Origin of the sequence: Dyadobacter sp. LHD-138, from assembly GCF_030929615.1 — a bacterium.
In the GTDB taxonomy this organism is placed as follows: Bacteria; Bacteroidota; Bacteroidia; order Cytophagales; family Spirosomataceae; genus Dyadobacter.
Genome location: NZ_JAVFVU010000011.1, coordinates 141,904 through 165,544 on the forward strand (window position 1 = coordinate 141,904; position 23,641 = coordinate 165,544).

Below are 23,641 nucleotides of genomic sequence, written 5' to 3' on the forward strand. Positions count from 1 at the left end.
TGGGTTAAAATGAAAACATGCGTAGTATCAAAGCCCCTACAATCGCGCCTAAAATAGGGCCGGCGATCGGAACCCAGGCATATCCCCATTGCGACGATCCCTTGTTTGGAATAGGCAGAATGGTGTGTGCAATCCGCGGGCCTAAATCCCTTACGGGGTTGATCGCATATCCAGTCGTTCCGCCTAAGGACAAGCCGATGCTCCAGACGAGCAAGCCAACGAGATAGGGTGCGACACCGGATGGGATGGGACCTCGGTGCACGTCGGATGTTCCGGAGAAACCAATAGCGGCAATACCGACAATTAATACAATGGTTGCTATAAATTCACTAAGAAAGTTGGCAAGAGGCGAACTGATGGCTGGATTTGTTGAAAAACAGGCCAGCTTGCTTTCGTGATCTTCTGTTGCTTTCCAGTGCGGCAGGTATTGAAGCCAGACCAAAACTGCACCCAGAAACGCACCGATTAACTGCGCGGAAATAAAGGTGAAAACATTGCTGTAATCGCTTTTCAAGACGGCAAATGCAATGGTTACCGCGGGATTTAAGTGTGCGCCCGGACTTCCGAAGGCATTGGCCACAAAAACGCCAAAAGTTACAGCAAAGGCCCAGCCCGCCGTGATCACAATCCATCCTCCATTTTCTCCTTTTGTCCGTTTTAAAACCACATTGGCAACCACGCCGTTTCCTAACAAAATGATGATCATGGTACCGATTAATTCTCCGATGAATGGGGTTTGTTGCATAAGGATGGAATAGGGATAAAAATGGTTTGGCAAATATGTAAATAGTATTAAAATAACCTAGACAAATACCATAAAGAATATTTCATGACGATTATACCAGTTTGTGCTCGTGAATTCTACTAACTTTGCAGCAAAATTTATCTTTTTGCATTGTAAATCATGTCATTAAATCAACTTACGGCTATTTCGCCGGTCGACGGTCGCTACTATAAGCAAGTATCTGAACTTTCCGCTTATTTTTCTGAATATGCTCTTATCTATTACAGAGTATACGTAGAGGTAGAATATTTCATAGCGCTTTGTGAAATTCCACTTCCTCAGTTATCAGAATTTGACAAGAAACTCTATCCTTCTTTACGTAAGATTTACGAAGATTTTAATGAGGAAAATGCCTTGCACATCAAGGATATCGAGAAAGAAACCAACCACGACGTAAAGGCGGTTGAATATTTTATCAAAGAACAATTCGAAAAACTGGGCATTGAGGCATATCAGGAATTTATCCACTTCGGTCTTACATCTCAGGATATCAATAACACGGCCATTCCTCTTTCCTTGAAGGATGCGTTGGAAAGAACCATCAAGCCATTGTTCCGCCAGGTTCTTTTCGTGCTTAAGAGAATGTCCATTGAGTGGAAAAATGTTCCGATGCTTGCGTTCACACACGGACAACCGGCTTCTCCGACACGCGTTGGGAAAGAATTTCTGGTATTCGTTGAAAGATTGGAGCGTCAGTTTGAAATGCTGGAAAAAATCCCGCATTCGGCAAAATTTGGCGGTGCAACGGGGAATTTCAACGCACACCACGTGGCTTATCCACAGCAGGACTGGATGGCTTTCGGAAATCATTTTGTGGATGGCTTAGGCTTAAAACGTAGCCGTCATACGACACAAATTGAGCATTATGATAATTTGGCAGCTATTTTTGATAACCTGAAAAGAGTCAACACCATTTTGACTGACCTTAACCGGGATATGTGGACTTACATTTCCATGGGTTATTTCAAACAAAAAATTAAGGCAGGTGAAGTAGGCTCTTCTGCGATGCCGCATAAAGTGAACCCGATTGATTTTGAAAACTCGGAAGGGAACCTGGGTCTTGCGTCTGCATTGTTTGAACATTTCGCACAAAAACTGCCAATTTCACGCTTGCAAAGGGATTTAACGGATTCAACGGTGCTTCGTAATATCGGTGTGCCACTGGCGCATCAGGCGATTGCCCTTAATTCGTTGATCAAAGGATTGGGTAAACTGGAACTTAATGAAGATATCTTGAAATCTGATCTTGAAGAAAACTGGGCAGTGGTTTCAGAGGCTATCCAGACAATTCTTCGTCGTGAAGGTTATCCAAAACCATACGAAGCACTTAAATCGCTGACACGTACGAATGAAAAAATTACGCACGAATCCATGTCTCATTTCATTGAAACCCTGGATGTGTCTGAAAGTATCCGTGAAGAATTAAGACAGATCACGCCGTTTAATTATTTGGGCGTTGTCGAGGAGACGCGGTAACTGATCATTTTGTTTTTGGTAAGAATTAAAGGAGTCAACTTTTTGAAAGTTGACTCCTTTGGTTATAACTCAATATTACATCACCCGCACTTCGAAGAACCACAGTCCTTACAAGTCAGACATCCCTCCTGATAAAGCAGATTGGTAGAATGACAATTCTGACATTTTTGCTTCTTCACCTCTGTACCATCCGGAACATAACGTTTCAGTGCACGCGCCACACCGTTTTTCCAGGTATTGATGGATTCATCCAGCTGCAAACTGCTGATCAGGTCAACCACTTTTTCAATCGGCATACCATGACGCAAGGTACTGGAAAGTAATTTTGCGTAGTTCCAGTATTCCGGATTGAATTTGTGCGATAACCCTTCAATGGTGGTTTTATAACCACGCGTATTTTTATATTGAAAATCGTAACGGGAACTTCCGTCTGCTTCCCGGTTTTTGATGATCAAACCTTCATTCACCCATCTTGGGATAAGAATTCCATCTTCGTCATCGGCAAAACCGGTGAAAATTTCATAAGGTCTGTTGTCGATTAAACCGATAAAGGCGATCCATTTGTCTTTTTTATTCTGGAAACGAACAATTTCGGCGTCCAAAGTCTGTGGCCGGGTCGTTGGAAAAGGCGTGTTGTTGATTTTTTCTTCCTCTTTATTCTCTTCATTGGAAATCAGCACGCCCGAACGGGAGCCGTCTCTGTAAACCGTGACGCCTTTACATCCGGCTTTCCACGCTTCCAGGTAACATTCGCCAACCAGTTCTTCCGTCACATCATTTGGCATATTAATCGTCACGCTGATCGAGTGATCAATCCATTGCTGAATCGCGCCCTGCATTTTTACCTTTTTCAGATAATCAACATCGTTGGACGTGGCTTTGTAATAGGGAGACTGTTTCACCAGATCATCCAGTTCTTTCTGACCGTAATTTTTGGTCAGGTCATGACCGTTTACTTCCATCCACTGTTTGAAACGATGGTGGAAAACGACGTATTCTTCCCAGGAATCACCAACTTCATCGACAAAATCGACACGTGCGTCCTGATCGTTCGGGTTTACTTTTCTTCTTCTTTTATAAACGGGCATAAACACCGGCTCGATGCCAGAACTTGTTTGTGACATCAAACTGGTTGTACCGGTTGGTGCGATGGTTAACAAGGCAATATTTCTGCGCCCGTGTTCCAGCATTTCATAATAAAGCTGGGCATCTGCTTCTTTCAAACGAAGCATAAACGGATTGTTTTTCTCTCTGTTGGCGTCAAAAATCGTAAATGCGCCTCTTTCTTTTGCCGTGTTAACAGATGCACGGTAGGCTGCCAACGCCACTGTTTTGTGAATTTCAACGGAGAATTCGGTGCCTTCATCACTTCCGTAACGCAAACCAAGTGCGGCAAGCATATCTCCTTCGGCCGTGATACCAATCCCCGTTCTTCTGCCCTCTCTGGCTTTGGTCTGGATATTCAGCCAGAGATTTCTTTCAGTACGTTTGATTTCATCGTCTTCCGGATCTTCATTGATTTTTTCCAGAATGGCGTCAATCTTTTCCAGTTCCAGATCGATGATGTCGTCCATCATACGCTGCGCTGCGTTGATGTGTTTTTTGAAAAGATCCCAGTTAAATATAGCTTTTTCTGTAAACGGATTTTCTACGTAAGAGAACAAATTGATTGCCAGCAAACGGCAGGAATCATAAGGACATAACGGTATTTCGCCGCAAGGATTGGTTGAAACTGTTTTATAACCTAGGTCTGCGTAACAGTCCGGCAGGGATTCTCTGATAATGGTGTCCCAAAACAAAATCCCCGGCTCGGCGGATTGCCAGGCGTTGTGAACAATTTTTTTCCACAAGGCGCTTGGATCAATTTCTTTTGAATAAAGAGGTGTTTGGCTGTCGATCGGGTATTGCTGGGTATAAGGCTGCTGTGCTTCAACGGCGCGCATGAAAGCGTCGTCAATGCGAACCGAAACATTGGCGCCGGTCACTTTGCCCTGTTCCATTTTGGCATCAATGAAGTCTTCTGAATCGGGGTGTTTGATCGCAACGGATAACATCAGCGCGCCTCGTCTCCCATCCTGAGCCACTTCGCGCGTGGAATTGGAGAAACGCTCCATGAACGGAACGATCCCTGTGGAGGTCAACGCTGAATTTTTAACCGGCGAACCCTTCGGACGAATGTGCGACAGGTCATGCCCCACTCCGCCGCGCCTCTTCATGAGCTGAACCTGTTCCTGGTCAATTTTCATGATCCCGCCGTATGAATCGGAATCACCATTATTTCCGATCACAAAACAGTTGGACAAAGAAGCGATCTGGTATGGGTTGCCAATACCGGTCATCGGGCTTCCCTGTGGAATGATATATTTGAAATCCCTGATCAAATCAAAAACCTCATCCTCGCTCATCGGGTTTGGATATCGTTTCTCAATGCGGGCAATTTCGCTGGCGATACGTCGGTGCATATCATTGGGCGTAGCTTCGAAAATAGCTCCGTAAGAATCTTTCAGCGCATATTTGTTCACCCAAACGCGGGCTGCAAGGTCGTCTCCTTTGAAATATTCAAGGGATTGCTGATAAGCTTCATCTGAGGTGTAGGTCGTCTGATTTTCAGATGGATTTGCAACTTTCATGTGATATATTTTTAGCTTTTTTGATGTTGAACGCAATCTTCAAAGTTAATTATTTGTTAAGTTTTATGTTCATTAAAATTGAAAAAGTTTTCGAAAAAATTCTATAACATATTGTTATTCAAAAAATTAAATTTTGTGTTGTGGGAAAAAGTTTACAAATATTTATTTAACGTAAATTTTATCGTTCAAATATTATTTCCGGATTTTTTTGCAAACCCTATCTGTCTGATTCCGTTTTGTTTAAAGAAATTAAACGCAAGAAATTGTTGATTAAAGTGAAATTTCGGTCTAAATACAGCAAAATCCCACACCGGCTGGCATGGGATTTAATCTTGAAAACGACCTGCTTCAAAGCAACTTCGATATTACCATCTCTATATTTAAATTAAACCCGCGTAGGGTTGTTTGGATTAGCGTTTGTAACGCTTAGTTCAACAATAGAAATATGTTAGAATAATTGCTTTATTTATGTATCCTATTCTAGCGTTACAAACTTTAGACCAAGAAACCCCGATTACAAATCGGTGTTAGGCATGGTTTTAGCATGGGTAACTGCTGTTATGCGTTCGGCTTTTTAGTTTAATCTATTTTTTATTTCATCAAACCATTTATTTACTTCGTCAAAAGCATTTCTACTTTTCAGAATATCTATGGTCAGTTGATTTGAAGTTGTTGTACTCATATATTTTTTAACGTGACCACAACATTTATCTCTATAATTTTTTCCTTGGTCTTCCCATATTTTCCCTGGGCTTCTTTGATTGTGTCTCAGTTTTGCAATGGTAGTTGGAATGTCTGATTCATCATCAATTACTATTGTAATTTCAAAGCCATCTGTTGCGCTAAAACTTGGGACAATTATACTCTCGTGAAAATAATTTTCTAATTCTCTTTTTTTAGTAAGTACAGCAAAATGATTTAAACCTCTATTATTTACTTCATTAACAAATTCCTGATATTTTAAATCTTCGTCTTTGTCATATATGTGCACTTCTTGTTTGTTTAATTTTTTTAAATAATTATTTGTAACCCAATGTCCTAAAGTTCCGCCTCCAAGACTAATAGCCACAATTCTTGGGTCATTTTTTAAATCGACTCCAAATAACGGTGCAATGTTATTAAAGAAATTTATGTCTGTTGGCCCTTCAAGACAAAGGAAAACCTTTACTTGTTCAGGTTGTTTTTCTAATGACGGAAGAACTCCTAACGTTTTTGCTATTTTTTCAATGTTACTTTCGTTTCCTATTTCAATAACATTTTCATTTTCTTCTTTGTGAATAAATCTTAAATTTTCTATTGGTATAAGACTTCCCAAAGCTGGACTATGCGTAGTTGTAATTATTTGTGCAGTTCCGTTATCCGCAAGTTCTTTTAAAGCATCTATAAGTTTAATTTGCCAATCTGGATGTTGCGAGGTTTCAGGCTCTTCAATTGCATAAATTACATTGGGTGAATTTTTTTCTTTCCGTTTTCTTTCTGCTTCTGCTCTGAAAAAATTTATTAAAAGAAGTCGTCTAACTCCGCTTCCTCTTTTATTCATTGGAACTTCATCACTCGTTAATGTTGGAGTAAAAAGTGTATGCCATTTTAATTCTGCTGGAAATTGCGGGGACAGTTGCTTTGCAACTTCCTCATTCATTTCCTTTAATTTTTCAATTGTCAGATTTGCAATTTCGGCTACTTCTTCTTCAACTTCCTTCTTTATCTGGTTTAAGACAGCTAAATGTTTTTTGAACGCTTGCTCAGCGGCAAACTTTAAAGGATCTTGGATTTCTTTGTCTTTCTCATCATTTTTTCTGTCAGATTGGAATAAGGCAAATAAAGGAAGTTCAGTTGCTAATTTATCCCAAACATCTTTTACGCCCTCCTCACTTATTTCTAATTCTGTTTTATCTAAAGTTATATCTTTTCCAAGATTGTCCCAAATTGCTTTTCGTATTTCATTTTTCACATTAGCTTTAAAGTCACCCTGTATATTTAATTGTTTTACTCTAGTTTGTAATTCTTTAATTTTTAAACTGTGTAAATCATTCGTGTCGTCGTTTGTTGGATGATTACATACTATATACGTTTTTGGTTTACTGACAGTTGAAAAGTCTTTTTTTATTTCGAGAAGAGATTCTTTGTTTAGTAAAAACTCATCTTGTAGGTTAGTTTTAGCTCCTGCATCTAGATTTATTTCATTAGGAAGATTTGAGAAAACAGCAGTAAGTTTTACGGATTCTTTGTTCTTTTTGGCTTCTATATTCACATCATCAGAATCCAATTTTCTGTTCTCAAAAAAAATATCCAATGCTTCTAATATTGTAGATTTACCAATATCATTTTTTCCAATTAGTACTGTTAAATCATTAAAACTAATAGTTGTGGACTTTTTGTAACCTCTGAAGTTTTCTAATGTAAAACTTACAATTTTCATATTTTTATTTAATTTTTAGTTTAGGTCTTCATTTAGATGACGCACAACTCTATAATATACGAAAGCTTTGTCGTAGTTTCTGTATTTGTATAATTACAAGATATTGCGGAATTTTATAAGAGTGAGAGTAGGGTAAAGAAACTTTATCCTACCCTTCACCCCTTCGACAACTCCTCCGATCGCACCTGAGCCGCCAAAATCCCATCAATCAAAGTCTCATCCAAATGCCCCGCTTCAAATTGTTTCAAAGCAGCCTCGGTGGTTCCTCCTTTTGAAGCAACCGCTTTAATCAATTCGTCCAAGGATTTATCGGCTGTGTTAATGAGGTGGAAAGAACCCAGCATCGTTTGTTTGACCAAAAGTGCAGCAACGGATTCTTCAAAACCCATTTTTTTGCCGGCTTCGATCATGGCTTTTACAACATAAAAAAAATAGGCCGGTCCGCTTCCGCTCAAAGCCGTTACGGCGTTCAATTGTTCCTCATCTTCCAAAAATACGGAACGTCCGGTCGCGTTGATCAGGTTTTCAATTTTGTGAAGCTGGTGGATATCGACCTCGGGAGAAGCCGTGTAGGCCGTGATACCCATCCCAAGCATGGCAGGTGTATTGGGCATGGCACGGATCACGGCTTTGTGGTCCAGTACCGTTTGGATATTGGCGATCGTAACACCGGCCATGATCGAAAGTACCACCTGGTTCGGTGTAACCACGGCACGTAGAGCTTCCTGAACCGATGCAAAATCCTGTGGTTTTACGGATAAAATGATCAGATCATAAGTACCAATCTGCGGACCTATCACACCGGTAATAACGCCGGGCTGGAAGCTGTGGAGTTTCTCCATGCGGTCGTCACTTTTTTCAACCAACAAAAAATCTTCTTTTTTTACCAGATCAAATTTCAGGAATGCGCGTGCAAAGGCGAGTCCCATGTTGCCGCAGCCAATAATTGCAATTTTCATTTTAAGTTAATGTATTTGGGTAATTAACGCAATTCGCGTAGTACTAAATGAATTTTACATTGCGCCCTTCGTGTTTTTTACCGCGCGGAATCCGCTCTGTGCTCTTTGTGGTAAAATCAAATTACCACAAAGAGCACAAAGCGGACGCCGCGCGGTTTAACACAAAGGGTAAAAAGGTTATTTATTTTACTAAATCATTATCATGTACGTATTAGATTCTCAAATTTAACACAACACAACTTGCGTTAATTATTTCGAGGTAATAAGGAATTAGAGATTTGTGAAAACCGGGCAAAAGTGCGTTGGTATATCGCATTACTCAAGGCGAATTTCGTAACTTTTAGCTAAATATTAGATTATCAAGGGTAATTAGATGGAAATACAAGGAATGAATTGTTCGGGCAACATGTTTCCCTGTTTATCTTCTTACCTTCGACTTCGGTTCCAGGATTGCCCGGTTAGCTAAAAATACGTTCAAAGAATATTCTGTAAAAATAAATTCTTGTAGAAATATATTTTGAAAAATACGTATTATACATTTTTTTAGAGCTAATAAAATTCATTGCTGCCAAATTATCATAGATTATTGTAATTCTCCAATTATGGCTATAAAAGTTGCTATTTCACATAAGACCAAGTACAAGTTTGATCGGAGTGTTGCATTGTCACCGCATATTTTCAGATTACGTCCTGCGCCGCATTCACGTACAGCGATAGAAGGATATTCGTTTAAGATTACGCCCGAAAATCATTTTATAAACTGGCAGCAGGATCCTTTTGGCAATTATCAGGCGAGGGTTGTGTTTCCTGAAAAAACGACCGAATTAAGCGTAGAAGTTGAGGTTATTGCCAAAATGCAGGTGATCAATCCTTTCGACTTTTTTGTGGAGGATTATGCGGATATGTTTCCGTTCCAGTACGATGCGTCGCTGAAAAAAGAACTTGGCCCCTATCTCGAACCGAGAGAAACCGGTCCGTTGCTTTTAGAGTGGATTGAGCAGAATAAGGTAAATTATGATATAAAAACGGTCGATTTTCTGGTTCATCTGAATCAGAGACTTTTTAGTTCGATCAATTATAACATTCGCATGGAAGCCGGTGTGCAGTTATGTGAAGATACGCTTACGATTAAAAGTGGTTCCTGCCGGGATTCTGCGTGGCTGTTGGTGCAGGTTTTGCGTCATTTAGGCATTGCAGCCCGTTTTGTGTCCGGTTATCTGGTGCAGCTTACTTCTGATATCAAGTCGCTTGACGGCCCTTCTGGTCCGGAAAAAGATTTTACGGATTTACATGCATGGACGGAGGCTTACATTCCCGGAGCAGGCTGGATTGGACTCGATCCGACTTCCGGACTTTTTGCCAGCGAAGGCCATATCCCGCTTTGCTGTACACCCGATTATGCAAGCGCAGCCCCCGTTTCTGGTGCGACTGACGTTTGCGAGGTAACTTTTGAATTTGATAACAGCGTTTTCAGGATCCATGAAGATCCGCGGGTAACGAAACCTTATACCGAAGAACAATGGGCCAAAATTATGCAAGTGGGCCACGATGTGGAAAAAGATTTGCAGGAAGGCGATGTGCGGATGACGATGGGCGGCGAGCCGACCTTTATTTCTATCGACGATTTTGAAGGGGCGGAATGGAATACGGCGGCCGACGGACCACTGAAAAGACAGCTGGCCTATGACCTTTCGTTACGGCTGAAAAACCGCTTTGCACATGGCGGTTTGCTGCATTTCGGACAAGGTAAATGGTATCCCGGCGAATTATTTCCCCGTTGGCAATACGCGCTTTACTGGCGAAATGATGGTTTGCCGATGTGGAAAAACGATGCTTTGGTGGCGAAAGAAGGACAAACTAAGTATACCTTTCACGAAGCAGAGATATTTGCGACCGAGTTGGCAAAATATTTAGGTATTGACACCAACAACATTACGCCGGCTTATGAAGATCCGGTTTACTGGGCGATGGAGGAAGGGAAATTACCCGTCAATATTGATCCTTTGCAGGTAAATCTTAAAGATTCCATTGAAAGACGGACCTTAGCGCAGTTATTACAAAAAGGCCTGAATAACCCTACCGGGTATGTTCTCCCTTTAAAATACAATATTCCGGGTGAAAACTGGGTTAGCTGTGCCTGGGAATTTCGCCGCAAAAACTGTTTCCTGATTCCCGGAAATTCAGCGATGGGTTTCAGACTTCCGCTGGATTCCCTGGCGGAAATAGCAAAAGATAAAAGAGAACAGCCCATTGAACGCAGTCCGTTCGAGGATTTACCCCCTTTGGGTGAATACAAATCGGTTGTGGAAGCGCGGTACGGAACGATCGCGCCAGCCTATGCAGCGCCGGTCAATAAGGTGACGGAGGAAGAGGAAAAGGATAAAAAAGTAAAGGAAGCCGAACAAGCGCTGCTTTTTGAAGTTCCGATCATTAAAACGGCACTTTGCGTGGAAGAGCGCGACGGGATTGTTTACGTTTACCTGCCGCCAACGGATTATCTGGAACATTATCTGGATTTAATGACCTCCATCGAAGCGACGGCCGAAAAACTGCAAATGCCCGTCAGGATTGAAGGGTATCCTTCTCCGTCCGATTATCGCGTACAAAAACTGATCGTTACGCCGGATCCGGGTGTCATCGAGGTTAATATTCATCCGGCTAAAAACTGGACAGAACTGGTTGACAACATCAGTGCCTTATACGAAGAAGCATTTTTCTCGCGCCTGGGAACGGATAAATTCATGGTCGATGGCCGCCATACCGGAACAGGCGGAGGAAACCACGTAACGATTGGCGGTGCAAAACCGGCGGATAGCCCGATCCTGCGCCGACCTGATTTGCTGAGAAGTCTGATCACGTACTGGCAGCATCACCCGGCGCTTAGTTACTTGTTTGCAGGCCCGTTTATTGGCCCGACGAGTCAGGCGCCACGGATTGATGAAGGTCGTGATGAAAAATTATATGAAGTAGAAATTGCGTTTGAGCAGATTCCGGACGGAGAAGAAATCCCGTTCTGGATGGTGGATCGTATTTTCAGGAATTTACTGGTTGATATTACCGGAAATACCCACCGCTCGGAATTCTGTATGGATAAGTTGTATTCACCGGATTCCTCAACGGGCCGTTTGGGTATTCTTGAATTCCGCGCTTTTGATATGCCGCCGCATAAGCACATGAACCTCGTTCAAACGTTGCTGATCCGTGCGCTGATTGCGAAATTCTGGAAGGAACCCTATAAACATAAACTGATTCGTTGGGGTACTGAATTACATGACCGTTTCCTGTTGCCGCATTTTGCCTACATGGATATGGTTGATGTTGTCAATGACCTGAAAGGTTCGGGTTATCACTTTGATATTTCCTGGTTTGACCCTTTTTTCGAATTCCGCTTTCCATATTACGGAGGCATTACGGTTGATAATATACAGCTTGAAATCCGCCTGGGTATTGAGCCCTGGCATGTACTGGGCGAAGAACTGACCAATTCCGGTACTTCCCGCTTTGTAGATTCCTCTCTGGAAAGAATTCAGGTTAAGGTCAGCGGTTTCGTGGAAGGCCGTCACATTCTGGTTTGTAACAGCTGCCGGGTACCCTTAAGAAGTTCGGGTGTGAAGGGAGAATTTGTTGCCGGTGTCCGTTACAAAGCATGGAATCCGCCATCCGCCCTGCATCCGACGATCGGAGCCGACGCGCCTTTGGTGTTTGATATTGTAGACACATGGAATAACCGTATCTTGGGCGGCTGTACGTATTTTGTCTCACATCCGGGCGGTCGTAGTTTTGATACGCATCCTGTGAACAGCTTTGAGGCGGAGTCACGAAAAATCAGTTTGTTCTGGGGTTTTGGGCATACACCTTCTGCTAATCAGGAAGTTCCGATTTTAGATCGGTCTACACCGGCGGTTTCCCGTTTTGTTGCCGAAACTAAAAAAGAGCTGAAAAGTGATACGCCGATCGAACTGATCGATCCGGAATATCCAAACACGCTGGATTTGAGAAAATACTGGAAAGCCAAATGACGCCTCCATCTGAAAAATTATTTAGTTGAATTATGCTTACTGAAGCTTCCGTGAATCTTTTACAGTCATATCGCAGCGGGCTGAACTCGTATGATGAAATTCTGGATGTAAAAGGTCGTGTGAAACCACATTGGCAAGCCCTGTTTGCTACGCTGGAAAAGCTTGGTATCGATGAATTAAAAAGCAGGAACCAGGAGATTATTGAGAAACTCCGTGAAAACGGGGTGACCTATAATGTTTACGAGGGCGTGGACGGTCTTAACCGTCCCTGGCAGCTCGACCCGATCCCGTTTTTAATTGAACAAAAGGAATGGAATTTAATAGCAAAGGGTCTTCAGCAGCGGGCTCTGCTGCTTGATTTGATACTTCGTGATATTTACGGTCCGAGAAATCTGGTTCGGGATGCGGTTATTCCGGCCGAACTGGTTTTTGATAATGTCGGATTTTCCCGTCCCTGTGCAGATTTGATATTGCCTGCGCCCAATCAACTTGTCATGTATGCGGCAGATATTGCACGCGGGCCTGACGGGCAAATGTGGATCGTTGACAACCGTACCCAGGCTCCATCAGGGTCGGGTTACACGCTTGAAAACCGGATTGTGATGAGCAAGCTGCTGCCGGAACTTGCGGACGGCATGTATGTGAGCAAATTATCTCCTTTTTTTAACAGCGTTCAAAATACTGTTTCCAGATTATCAGGAAAAAATAAAGAGGCCCCGAACATTGTTTACCTCACGCCAGGCCCCAACAACGAATCCTATTTCGAGCATGCTTATCTGGCGTCTTATTTAGGCTATACGCTGGCGCAGGGGGATGATTTACTGGTTCGTGACGGTTATGTCTGGCTGAAATCTATCGAAGGTTTGCAGCGTGTTGACGTGATTATCCGCAGAATTGACGATGACTGGTGCGACCCGCTGGAACTTCGTGAAGATTCCAGACTGGGCGTTCCGGGGCTGCTTCATGCCATGCGTAAAGGAAATGTAAAAGTGCTGAATCCGCCGGGTACCAGTGTTTTGGAAAACCATGCGTTTCTGGCCTTTATGCACAATATCTGCCGGTATTTTCTGGGTGAGGATCTGATTATGCCTTCCGTCGCTACCTGGTGGTGCGGACAGCCCAAAGAGCTGAATTTTGTTTTAAATAATATAGATAAGCTGATCATTAAAAAAGCCAACCGAAAATCTAAATTTCGTTCGGTTTACGGGAGACTTTTGACAGCCAAAGATAAAGAAGAATTAAAAAAGGCGCTGGTCCAGCGGCCGCATGAATACATTGCACAGGAAGAAGTCAGTCTTTCAACGACACCATCATTGGTGGACGGACTGATCGAGCCGCGTTATGCCGCGATCCGGGCCTTTTTGGTTGCCGACGAAAAAGGTTACCACGTGATGCAGGGCGGGTTAACACGGAGTTCACCGGTGAAAGACCGTTTTGTTATTTCGAACCAGCATGGCGGGTTATCGAAGGATACTTGGGTGGTTTCGGATAAAACGGAAGAGATACAGGAAAAAATAACGATTCCGGTGACGGCGTCGGTTAACAGGCAAATATCCTTGCCAAGCCGTAGCGCCGAAAATCTTTTCTGGGTTGGACGTTATTGCGAGCGTACCATGGCGGTGGTCAAGTTTATGAACATTGTGATCAATGTGCTTAATCTTGACAGAAATTTCGGCGGCTCTTCCAAGCAGGAACATATCAAAATATTGCTTCAGTCGCTGACACATTTGTCGTCGACCTATCCGGGTTTCCTGGGTGAGCATAACCGGGAGTTGCTGAATAAACCTTACCAGGAAATCGTTGCGCTGGCTTCGGATGTTAGCCGACAGGGATCTGTGGCTTCGAATGTCGATGCCTTTTTACAGGCCGTCGGTGCGGTTCGAAACCAGTGGGATATTGAAATCTGGCACATCGTTGACCTGATTGAAAATAGTTTTCATGAAGTGAAGAACAAGTCGTCGATGAATAGCAGTAACATTCAGAAAACGCTGGATAAACTCTATACGAGCATGCTGACGTTCCTGGGCGTTATCTCGGAAACGATGCCGCGCGACAACAGTTTTTTATTGCTCGATACGGGAAAAATAATCGAACGTATTCTTTCCAAGATCAGTATCATTCAGTCGAATTTTGGTGTAAAAAATGAAGCCAATGTTGAAAATGAATTGATTGAGGCGACCTTGCTGAATCATCACCTGCTGGTTAATTACAGGCTTGTTTACAAATCGCAGTTAAATCTGGAAGCGATGCTGGATATGGTTTTGTTTGAAAAATCGTTGCCTTATTCGATCGTTTATCTGCTGGATTCCTTAAAGGCAAATCTTGATAAATTGCCTGAAACGAGGGGAGAACGCCTGAATGATGCCCAAAAAGCAGTTTTGGAGGCCTCGACGCTTATCAACCTTGCCAGTGTTTCATCGTTAAGTCAATACGACGAATTTTCATTGGAACGGAAGGAGTTGTTCTATCTGATGTCGAAGGTTTCCAGGTTAATTTCGTCGGTTTCCATGACACTGACGAATATGTATTTCAGCCATACGGTCATGCAGCATTCGTTTTTCAAACCCGTCGAGAACGATGAAATATAAGCTAACGCATTTAACGGAATACAATTATGCGGAGCCGGTAAGCACTTACCACAGCCTCGTTTGTCTGACGCCGCGAACGTTGCCGAAACAACTTTGTCAGGGTTTTTCGATCGAAGTGTCGCCGACACCGGCTGAGATTGTTGAAAGGGTGGATTTTTATGGCAATACAACCCATTATTTCTCGCTGCACGCACCGCATAAAAAGCTTACGGTGAAGACAACCAGTATTGTGGAATGTCTGACCGAAACAACCGGGGTGCCGATCCGTTCGGATGTGACCTGCGCGGAAGCCAGGCTGCGCTTCATGCAGGATCGTCCGCTGAAAGTTTCCCTGTTGGAATATTTGCTGCCGAGCCCGCTGATCAAATGGGATCCTGCGATTGTTCATTTTGCAGCAGATTGTTTTCAGGACGATCTGCCGCTTTATGCTTGCGTGCATGCGTTAAGCCGTAAAATTTTTAGAGAATTTGACTTCGTTCCTGATTTTACCACCATTCATACACCGATCCGTGAAGTATTGACGGCAAAAAAGGGTGTTTGTCAGGATTTTTCACATTTAGCGATCGCTTGTCTGAGGAGTTTCGGGTTTGCGGCCCGTTATGTGAGCGGTTATCTGGAAACGCTTCCGCCTCCGGGTAAGACCAAATTACAGGGTTCAGATGCGTCTCACGCCTGGATTTCGGTTTTTATCCCCGACTATGGCTGGTGTGATTTTGATCCGACGAATAACGTTGTTCCCGGCGAACGTCATATTATTACGGCCTGGGGAAGAGATTACAGCGATGTTCCGCCACTGAAAGGAATAATTTTCAGCTCGGGAAAACATAGTTTATCCGTGGAAGTGGATGTAATTCCTGTGGATTAACACTTAAAATGGCAATATCTTTTTAGTTTTAACAGAATGCTTCTTTAAACAATTTGAGAATTGGCCTTGTTTCTCTAATTTTACCACATCATTTTAGAAACCAGTATAGATAACCTTATTTTGATGAAACCAGGCGAAATTGAATTTAACCTCCTTCGGATGAATTTGTCTGGCTACATCCCGGTGGGGAACCACGGACCATTAAATAATCATAAAATTACGGATGAAAGAAATAGCATTTAGAGATGCCATTCGCGACGCCATGTCGGAAGAGATGCGCCGGGATCAAAGTGTATTCCTTATGGGCGAGGAAGTTGCGGAATATAATGGCGCCTATAAAGCCAGTCAGGGAATGCTTGATGAATTTGGACCGGAACGTGTGATTGATACACCGATCGCCGAATTGGGTTTTGCAGGTATTGGAGTTGGAGCAGCCGGAAACGGTCTCCGTCCTATCATTGAATTTATGACATTCAACTTTTCGTTGGTTGCGATTGATCAGATCATCAACAGCGCCGCGAAAATTTTATCTATGTCTGCCGGACAGTACGGTGCTCCTATCGTATTCCGCGGACCAACTGGAAACGCAGGTCAACTGGGTGCTCAGCACTCGCAAAACTTTGAGAACTGGTTCGCAAACACGCCCGGTTTGAAAGTGGTTGTTCCTTCGAATGCCTATGATGCAAAAGGACTTTTAAAATCAGCCATCCGCGACAATAACCCGGTTATCTTTATGGAATCGGAAGTAATGTATGGCGATAAAATGATGGTTCCTGAGGAAGAATACCTGATTCCTTTGGGAAAAGCGGATATCAAACGTGCTGGAAAAGACGTTACGATCGTTTCTTTCGGTAAAATGATCCCGCGTGTGGTGATGCCGGCTGTTTTGCAACTGGAAAAAGAAGGTATTGATGTGGAAGTAATCGATTTGAGAACGGTTAAGCCAATCGATTACGATGCAATCATTGAATCCGTAAAGAAAACCAACCGTTGTGTGGTCGTTGAAGAGGCATGGCCATTGGCGTCTATTTCAACGGAGATCACATACCATATTCAGCGTCATGCGTTTGATTATATGGATGCGCCGGTTATCCGCGTAACCAACCGGGATGTGCCGCTTCCATACGCGCCAACGCTTATCGAAGAAATTTTACCTAATGTTAAGCGGGTTGTAGAGGCAGTGAAGACTGTTCTTTATAAGTAACTTAACAATAAAGTAACAAAGCCATTTCCCGCCGCAGGTTGTGGCTTTGTTTTTTAATTGCCAGTGTTTTGTCGTACCCGTTGGGTGGACTTTTGTGTAGTTTCAATAGGATGGGAGCTTTTCCCGGAATTTATTGTTCAGAAGTAAGTTGATTGCTATTACGATTATTTTTGTTTTATAAAGGGCCTTAATACAGATTCAAATCAATTAAGATTATGCAAGAAGAAAGGACTAGATATTCTGAAGAGGAATTAAAGGAATTTGAGATACTTATCCGCGCAAAACTAGAAGGAACGCTTGATGAACTTAATTATATTAAGGGAGGTCTGAGCAAAAAAAACGATAGCGGTACAGATAATACAGCGAGCACGGCGAAATCCATCGAAGATGGTGCTGATGCAAGTGAACGTGAAAATCTAAGCCAGTTGGCAGCCAGATTACAGAAGTATTCAATCCAGTTGGAAAATGCACTGGTACGTATTAAAAATGGCACTTACGGCATCTGTATTGATTCGGGTAAACTGATTCCAAAGGAGCGGTTGCGTATTGTTCCGCACACACAACAAACGATTGAAGCTAAACTAAAACGGGTAAGCTGATTGGGATGAAGAGAAATTATACTAAATAAAAGTATCTGTACTAATCGAAGTTTCAAAAATATAATATACAGAATTAAGGCTATTGGAAACCCCGATAGCCTTTGTTTTGTGTTATAGAGAATAAATATACTAAAGGTTAAAAATGTATATTTGTAATCTAATCTCTCTCTCCAATCAGTTGTTAACAGTAATGGTATATGATTAATTTTACAAGGCAAGTTTTACTTTTATTCCTATTTGTTTTCGCGTTACTGAGTTGTAAAAAAGATATCGACCCAAACAAGAATACGGGCGATGTTTATGTCTCTGTTTATGCCTCCGGCGGTGGAATTTCCGGTGCGGTCGCTAATGCTAATGTTTATACAAAACCTCAAAGTACTCAAGGCGTTACGGATGAATTTGGTACTTTTTTACTAAAAGGAGTTCCACCAGGTTCGTTTGAGGTTTTTGCCAGCCTGGCTAATTACGGGTCAGGAAAAACAGTTGTTTCCGTTAAACGAGACTCTTTGACAAAGGTTACTATTTATATTGTCAAAGGGGTGATGACGGGTGTTGCCCCTGAGATACGTTTGATATTACCAACTCTTCCTGCTGCGTTTTCAAAAGATGACAAGATTAATTTTTCTGCTGATATCCAGGATCAGGATTCTTCGCCGCGCGATATAACCGTAAAATGGGAAAGTAATTTGGATGGGATTATCAATACCTCAGTTCCTAACGCAAGTGGAAATGTGGCTTTTACCAAAACGCTTTCAAAAGGGACTCACAAAATTACAGTTACCGCCACAGACAAAGAAAAATATTCGAGCAGTTATTCTTTTGATCTATCCACACTTGCGCCTAAAGGCATAAAACTCCTGAGTGCCTCGGTTAAAAACGCCAATGTATCATTGGTTTGGGAAAAATATACTGGTGATGATTTCCGTACCTATGAAATTTACAGAGGCACAGAGTTAAATTCATCTAACAATGTGCTGGTTTCAAGTATTTCTAATTTAAGTAGCACAACTTTCACCGATTCGCTCGCTCCTTTTGTTGATAAAGCATTCTATTTCGTCAGGGTTGTCACAAACCAGGGGGCATTTAGTAATAGTAATGCTATTCAGGTGGATAGTCCGGCTGGGAAGATATTCTATTTTAATCCTTCTGATGTAGTGATTCACCCCACTTTGAACCGACTATATTTTGTTGATAAAGGGGCCAATAAGTTGAGGGTGATAAATTTTGACACTTATGAGGAAATCATGAGTGTGTCGCTCCAGGGAACTCCGGGTTATATTGATATCGGTGATAACGGGCAAGGCTTGGAAGTATATGTCCCAAGCAGTGATGGATGGGTTTATATTTATGATGCAGATAAGCTTACTCAGAAAAAATCAATAAATACTGGGTTGTCAACGCCGTGTGTCGTAACCAATGGTCACGGATATATAGCTGCTTCTGTGATGCCTTCACCATGGTGGGAGAGTCCAGTCCGAACTTATTCAAGAGCTACCGGAATTAATATTAGCGGAAGTGGAGGATTTGACGGTGACAGATTGCGGTTTGTTCCCGGGGCTGAAAAAATCATCTCAATTTCCAGGTCTGTCAGCCCGACGGATATGGAATATTTCGAACTAAACAGATCAGGTGAAATATTGCTGCATAAAGATGACATTCAACATGGGAGCTATCCGCTTAATGCAGATATATTCCGGATTTCTAAAAGTGGTGATTACCTTGTGACAGGTGCAGAAGGCGCTGTTTATCTGACTGCACAATCCATGGAATACAAAGGACAAATCCAACGCGGAAGTTTAACGTTCTCTGATTTTGCTTTTAGCGATGACGGGCGGACAATCTACGCTGCTACCCAAAATAGAAAATCCATACAGATTGCGAGATATCCTCAGTTATCAAGAGACAATGAAATACTCTTGCGAGGTACTCCCAAATTTGTTTTTTATCGTGCTAACAAATTAATTATCATAAGCATGATAGACAATTCGGGTACAAAATTTGGTGTAGAAATAGTGGCAGCCATGAAATAAGTTTTGCTTATAAAACCCATACGATTTAAATATTAAACTCTATTACGATTTGTTTTGCTTTCGGCAGTCGGATTAAAACACGAAACCAAATTTTGGACGACTGCCGACTGCTGATAGCCGACTGCAAAACTGTCTTACAATTTAATTTGTGATAAGGTCTATCGTATGGGTTTTATGTTCATTCTCCTTCCGTCCCCAACACTTCCCTGAACACGTTCAGCAATCCTTCGGAAGGTTCCTGTCCCTTATTTTTACTTTTAAAATATTCCTGAAAAAGACTTTCCATACTCAAGGTCAGATCAATCGCAGAGGCACTGCCCTCTTCTGCCATTTTTTTAATTTGCGGAATGATCTGTACCAGACCGGCATGTGCCTCTGTCAGGCGCTTTTTATCGGCTGCTTCCAGATAGTTATCCGAAACGATCGTAAGCTCAACCAGGTCCTCTGAATATTCCTGAAGCCAGACTATGGCATCGTCAATCGAATCAAATTTACCACGCCGAAGTTTCTTGCCTTTCGTCAGTTCGATAGCGCGGTAATTATTTAATTTCCCGGCCTCTGCGTCAAGGAGAATGACATACTTTGTCTGGTTTGCTTCCGAAAAACTATACGCCAGCGGACTGCTGGAATAAACGGATGGAGCCGGGATTTTATCAACGCGGTGGTAACGGTGCAAATGGCCCAGCGCGATATAATGAAGTTGCTCGGGGAAGTTTTCGGTGTAAATTGCCTGCGCACCGCCGATATGTAAGATCGGACGCTCTTCATCCGGTTCTTCTTCCGGTGCCGGATCACCTTTTTTCATGACATACAGATGCGTGACGAGCAGGTTAAAACCGTTATCATCCAGATATTTTTCCGCCAGCTCCTGCCAGTGTTTTTGCAAATGGGTACGCAGGTTTTCTTCCGAATCTTCAAGGCCTAAAAATGTCTTTAAGCGCTGCTCATTGGCATAGGGTGTATGCAAAATACGGAGCGGAACGTCTGAATTTGGGAGCCTGATTTCAATAAATCCTTTATCAGACTTCACGATTTCCAGCCCGGCCCGGGTTTGAAATGGTTTTATTTCCGCATTGGGAAAACCAACGAAAATAATTCCGCAGACTTTTGCCAACGCATCAGGCACTTCAATCCGCTCGGGTGAATCGTGGTTGCCGGCAATCGCGATAACGGCACGGCTTCCGTACGCTGATAATCTGTATAAGGTGCTGTATAATAGTTCGGTAGATTCTGATGAAGGGTTGAAGTTATCGAACAAATCGCCTGCCACTACGACCGCATCCACCGCTTCCTGATCTGCAATTTCACAGATTTCATTTAATACGAGCCTTTGCTCTTCCAGCCTGGAGAAATTGTCCAGTTTTTTTCCAATATGCCAGTCTGCGGTGTGGAGAATTTTCATTTTGGGTAATTATTTTAGCGAAAATAATACTTCGTTTGGATACATTTGAAATATTTAATCGAACTCCCTTGATCTGTCTCTTCGGAAAAATATATAAAAACATCAAGATGTTGGCATTCTTTGCCCTCATCTCATTGTCGATAATCTCCTGCCAGGAAAAACGGGCTAGTTCGGAAAAATCCGGCATCGCTATTTCTTTTGACGACCACTTTATCGATGACTGGTACGCATTAAGGCCGCTCTTGCAGAAATACAACGCGCACGTTACGTTTTTTCTCACCTGCCCTGATACGTTGACGAGCGACGAAGCTGACAAAATAAAACAATTGCAAAAAGACGGACACGAAATCGGTTTTCACGGCACCTTGCATGGAAATGCGACAGAAATGATCAGATCACACGGACCGCAAAAATATGTTGAAATGGAGCTGGAACCTGGCTTAAAACATCTGGCGGAAATCGGGGTCAGGCCTACATCCTACGCGCATCCCGGTGGAAATCATACGGATCAGGCTGATTCCATTTTACTGGCAAATGGTTTTAAAATTTTGAGAGACGTGGCGCAGGCTGAGCGGAAATTATTGGGCATACCCGTTTATCACTTCGCACCCAGTATCATGAAATGGATTTATTATCGGTTCAACAAGGAACAAATTGTTGACGCGCTCATGATCGATGAAGGGACAAATATCAGCGAAAAAGAGATAAAAGAAGCGTTGAAAAAAGCCAGGGATACGAACACCGCGATCATGGTTTTTGGCCATCAACCGCTATATGAAAAACCAAAAAATGGAGCATATGGATTTAGTGTCGCATTTTTAGAAACAATACTAAAAGAAGCAAAAACCCAAAACCTGAAATTTTACACGATGTCCGAGCTTTCCACCTCAAAATAAAACTCTTTAAAACTCCGCGTAAAACCGCGCGACGGACGGCTCCCCAAACTCTGTGTTAAAGCACTATCGCCCAAAGTGTTTATCCTTAAAGGCCAGCAAAGGTTTTTCGAAATAATTATAGGAAAGTGCTGTCACCCCTACGGACAATACCAGGGTGAGAATGTAAAGGATAATGTGATAAGCTGCCCCGGATATTTGCGGTGCAAAAGTCCTTAACGCGTTGATGATGATGACAATCACAAAAACGTGGTAGATGTAAAGTCCGTAAGAGACCTTTCCAAGATAACGCATCACCTTGTTTTCAAGGCTGATGATTGTGTTTTTGTTACAGGAAACATTCAGCACAAAGAAGCTGAAAAAAAGCGCGTACAATTCCAGAAAACCGGTAAAGTGAACGCCAGAGAAAAACAGGACAGCCAAAAGGGAATAGACGACAACCTGAACGTCTTTTCTGAAGGCGAAATCCAGAATTTTTGTTTTTTGCGTGTAAACCAGATAAGCGCAAAGCCCGCCGAAGGCCATGGTTTGGATGCGGAACTGGCCAATAAAAGTGGTGACGGCCGATATTTTCTCTTCATCGGTTTTATCAAGCAGGTAGGCGCCACCGAATAAAAGCGCAGCCGTGACAAACAAGAAAAGAAAAAGAATCCGGCCGCTTTTTTTAGGATACTTAATGATCCAGGGCCATAAATAGTAAAACTGCTCTTCTACGCCAATGGACCAGGTTTGTGCGCACCAATAAGGGAGATCGTACAGCACGAACGCATAATTGGGAAGCACGAGCAATAACAACGCCAGTCGCGGAGCGACGTGCTGTGTCAGCTTTTCATTGGCACCCGGGAAATAAAGCAGGTCAATATGCGGGAATACAAAAAAGGATAAACCGATGATCAGAAAATAAATCGGCCAGATCCGAAAGACCCTTCGCAGATAGAATTTTTTCGCGTCAACATCGCCAAAACGGCCTTTTTCTTCGAGCAACAAATAGGTGATCAAAAAACCGCTCAATACAAAAAACAGGCCTACGCCCAGCCTCCCGGCATGTTTTATAATGGTTACATCATAAAAATTATCAATACCAAAAGCATGCTTGGCCTGCTCCAAATGATGAAAAACCACTAAAAGTGCTGCGATGCAGCGAATGCCATTCAAATTGGGAAAGTAACGCTTGTTTTCCGAGTGTGCCACCTATTTCTATTCTTACTTCGATTCAAACCATGACATCCATTTTCCCTGCGCGCGCATCACCTGTTCGATCACGTCACGTACGGCACCGTAGCCGCCTTTTTCGGGAGAAACATAATCTGCAATCGCAAGAATTTCCTGATCGGAGTCGGCAGGACAAGCACCGAGAACGCTCGTTTTCATGACTTCATAATCGGGCAAATCGTCACCCATGAAGATAATTTCGTCCTCGGTAAGACCGCGTTCCTGAAGATATTTTTTAAAGATGGGCAATTTCCCGTCTGGCGTGGTACCTATGAAGATATCTTTCACACCAAGATATTCAAGTCTTTTGCGCACACCAACCTGATTTTGCGCAGAAAGTATGGCGACATTATAGCCCAATCTGACAGCGCGGTTGATGCCGTATCCGTCGCGAACATTAAAAACACGAGGCTGTTCGCCGCTTTCGAGTGCGATAACACTGCCGTCGGTCATGACACCGTCAACGTCAAATATGAATGTGGTAATCTTTTTGAAACGCTCTTCTAAGGTTGAACTCATAAAATTTCAATATTGGAATTGTGTGCAAAGATAGTCTAACTT

General features: G+C 42.7%; 15 protein-coding genes. 8 read left to right on the top strand and 7 right to left on the bottom strand.

Going from position 1 to position 23,641, the window contains the following annotated elements; translation table 11 throughout:
- Positions 1–4: 4 nt before the first annotated feature.
- Entirely contained in the window at positions 5–745 is a 741-nt protein-coding gene (locus RB622_RS10340) for an MIP/aquaporin family protein (protein WP_308046473.1), read from the bottom strand.
- A 159-nt stretch (positions 746–904) separates the two neighbouring features.
- Between RB622_RS10340 and purB the strand changes: the two genes are divergently transcribed.
- Entirely contained in the window at positions 905–2,260 is a 1,356-nt protein-coding gene (gene purB, locus RB622_RS10345; RefSeq protein ID WP_308046474.1) for an adenylosuccinate lyase, read from the top strand.
- Positions 2,261–2,340: 80 nt separating this feature from the next.
- Here the strand turns inward: purB and RB622_RS10350 are convergent, their stop codons facing one another.
- The 3 genes from RB622_RS10350 to proC all read right to left on the bottom strand — a co-directional run bounded on the left by RB622_RS10350 (position 2,341) and on the right by proC (position 8,268).
- Positions 2,341–4,890, bottom strand: coding sequence for an adenosylcobalamin-dependent ribonucleoside-diphosphate reductase (locus RB622_RS10350; RefSeq protein ID WP_308046475.1), 2,550 nt, complete (start codon positions 4,888–4,890; stop codon positions 2,341–2,343).
- Positions 4,891–5,464: 574 nt separating this feature from the next.
- Complete coding sequence (locus tag RB622_RS10355; protein WP_308046476.1) at positions 5,465–7,309, bottom strand: ATP-binding protein; 1,845 nt, start codon at positions 7,307–7,309, stop codon at positions 5,465–5,467.
- 155 nt (positions 7,310–7,464) lie between these two features.
- Complete coding sequence (proC, locus tag RB622_RS10360; protein ID WP_308046477.1) at positions 7,465–8,268, bottom strand: pyrroline-5-carboxylate reductase; 804 nt, start codon at positions 8,266–8,268, stop codon at positions 7,465–7,467.
- Between the two features lie 602 nt (positions 8,269–8,870).
- On the opposite strand from proC, the gene RB622_RS10365 reads away from it, so the two are divergent.
- The 6 genes from RB622_RS10365 (at position 8,871) to RB622_RS10390 (ending at position 19,573) form a co-directional block, all read left to right on the top strand.
- Positions 8,871–12,287 (top strand): transglutaminase family protein, encoded by a 3,417-nt coding sequence (locus RB622_RS10365; protein WP_308046478.1) that lies wholly within the window; start codon positions 8,871–8,873, stop codon positions 12,285–12,287.
- 32 nt (positions 12,288–12,319) lie between these two features.
- Positions 12,320–14,875: a circularly permuted type 2 ATP-grasp protein gene (locus RB622_RS10370; protein WP_308046479.1), complete on the top strand. Its 2,556-nt coding sequence runs from the start codon at positions 12,320–12,322 to the stop codon at positions 14,873–14,875.
- A complete protein-coding gene (locus RB622_RS10375; protein WP_308046480.1) occupies positions 14,865–15,740 on the top strand; it encodes a transglutaminase family protein in 876 nt (291 codons plus the stop codon). The genes RB622_RS10370 and RB622_RS10375 overlap by 11 nt, the downstream gene beginning before the upstream one ends.
- A 223-nt stretch (positions 15,741–15,963) precedes the next feature.
- The gene (locus tag RB622_RS10380; protein WP_308046481.1) at positions 15,964–16,944 is read left to right on the top strand and encodes a pyruvate dehydrogenase complex E1 component subunit beta; all 981 of its coding nucleotides are present in this window, start codon (positions 15,964–15,966) and stop codon (positions 16,942–16,944) included.
- A gap of 215 nt (positions 16,945–17,159) precedes the next feature.
- Positions 17,160–17,543 (top strand): TraR/DksA family transcriptional regulator, encoded by a 384-nt coding sequence (locus RB622_RS10385; protein ID WP_409021420.1) that lies wholly within the window; start codon positions 17,160–17,162, stop codon positions 17,541–17,543.
- Positions 17,544–17,740: 197 nt separating this feature from the next.
- Positions 17,741–19,573, top strand: a complete 1,833-nt coding sequence (locus tag RB622_RS10390; protein WP_308046482.1) for a hypothetical protein — start codon at positions 17,741–17,743, stop codon at positions 19,571–19,573.
- A gap of 178 nt (positions 19,574–19,751) precedes the next feature.
- On the opposite strand, the gene RB622_RS10395 is transcribed toward RB622_RS10390, so the two are convergent.
- On the bottom strand, positions 19,752–20,975 hold the full coding sequence (locus RB622_RS10395) for an exonuclease subunit SbcD (RefSeq protein ID WP_308046483.1): 1,224 nt from the start codon (positions 20,973–20,975) through the stop codon (positions 19,752–19,754).
- 107 nt (positions 20,976–21,082) lie between these two features.
- Between RB622_RS10395 and RB622_RS10400 the strand changes: the two genes are divergently transcribed.
- Positions 21,083–21,871: a polysaccharide deacetylase family protein gene (locus tag RB622_RS10400; protein WP_308046484.1), complete on the top strand. Its 789-nt coding sequence runs from the start codon at positions 21,083–21,085 to the stop codon at positions 21,869–21,871.
- A gap of 63 nt (positions 21,872–21,934) precedes the next feature.
- On the opposite strand, the gene RB622_RS10405 is transcribed toward RB622_RS10400, so the two are convergent.
- Together RB622_RS10405 and RB622_RS10410 are read right to left on the bottom strand one after the other, a co-directional pair.
- On the bottom strand, positions 21,935–23,059 hold the full coding sequence (locus tag RB622_RS10405; RefSeq protein ID WP_308046485.1) for an acyltransferase: 1,125 nt from the start codon (positions 23,057–23,059) through the stop codon (positions 21,935–21,937).
- 12 nt (positions 23,060–23,071) lie between these two features.
- A complete protein-coding gene (locus tag RB622_RS10410; RefSeq protein WP_308046486.1) occupies positions 23,072–23,599 on the bottom strand; it encodes an HAD hydrolase family protein in 528 nt (175 codons plus the stop codon).
- Between the last annotated feature and the right edge of the window lie 42 nt (positions 23,600–23,641).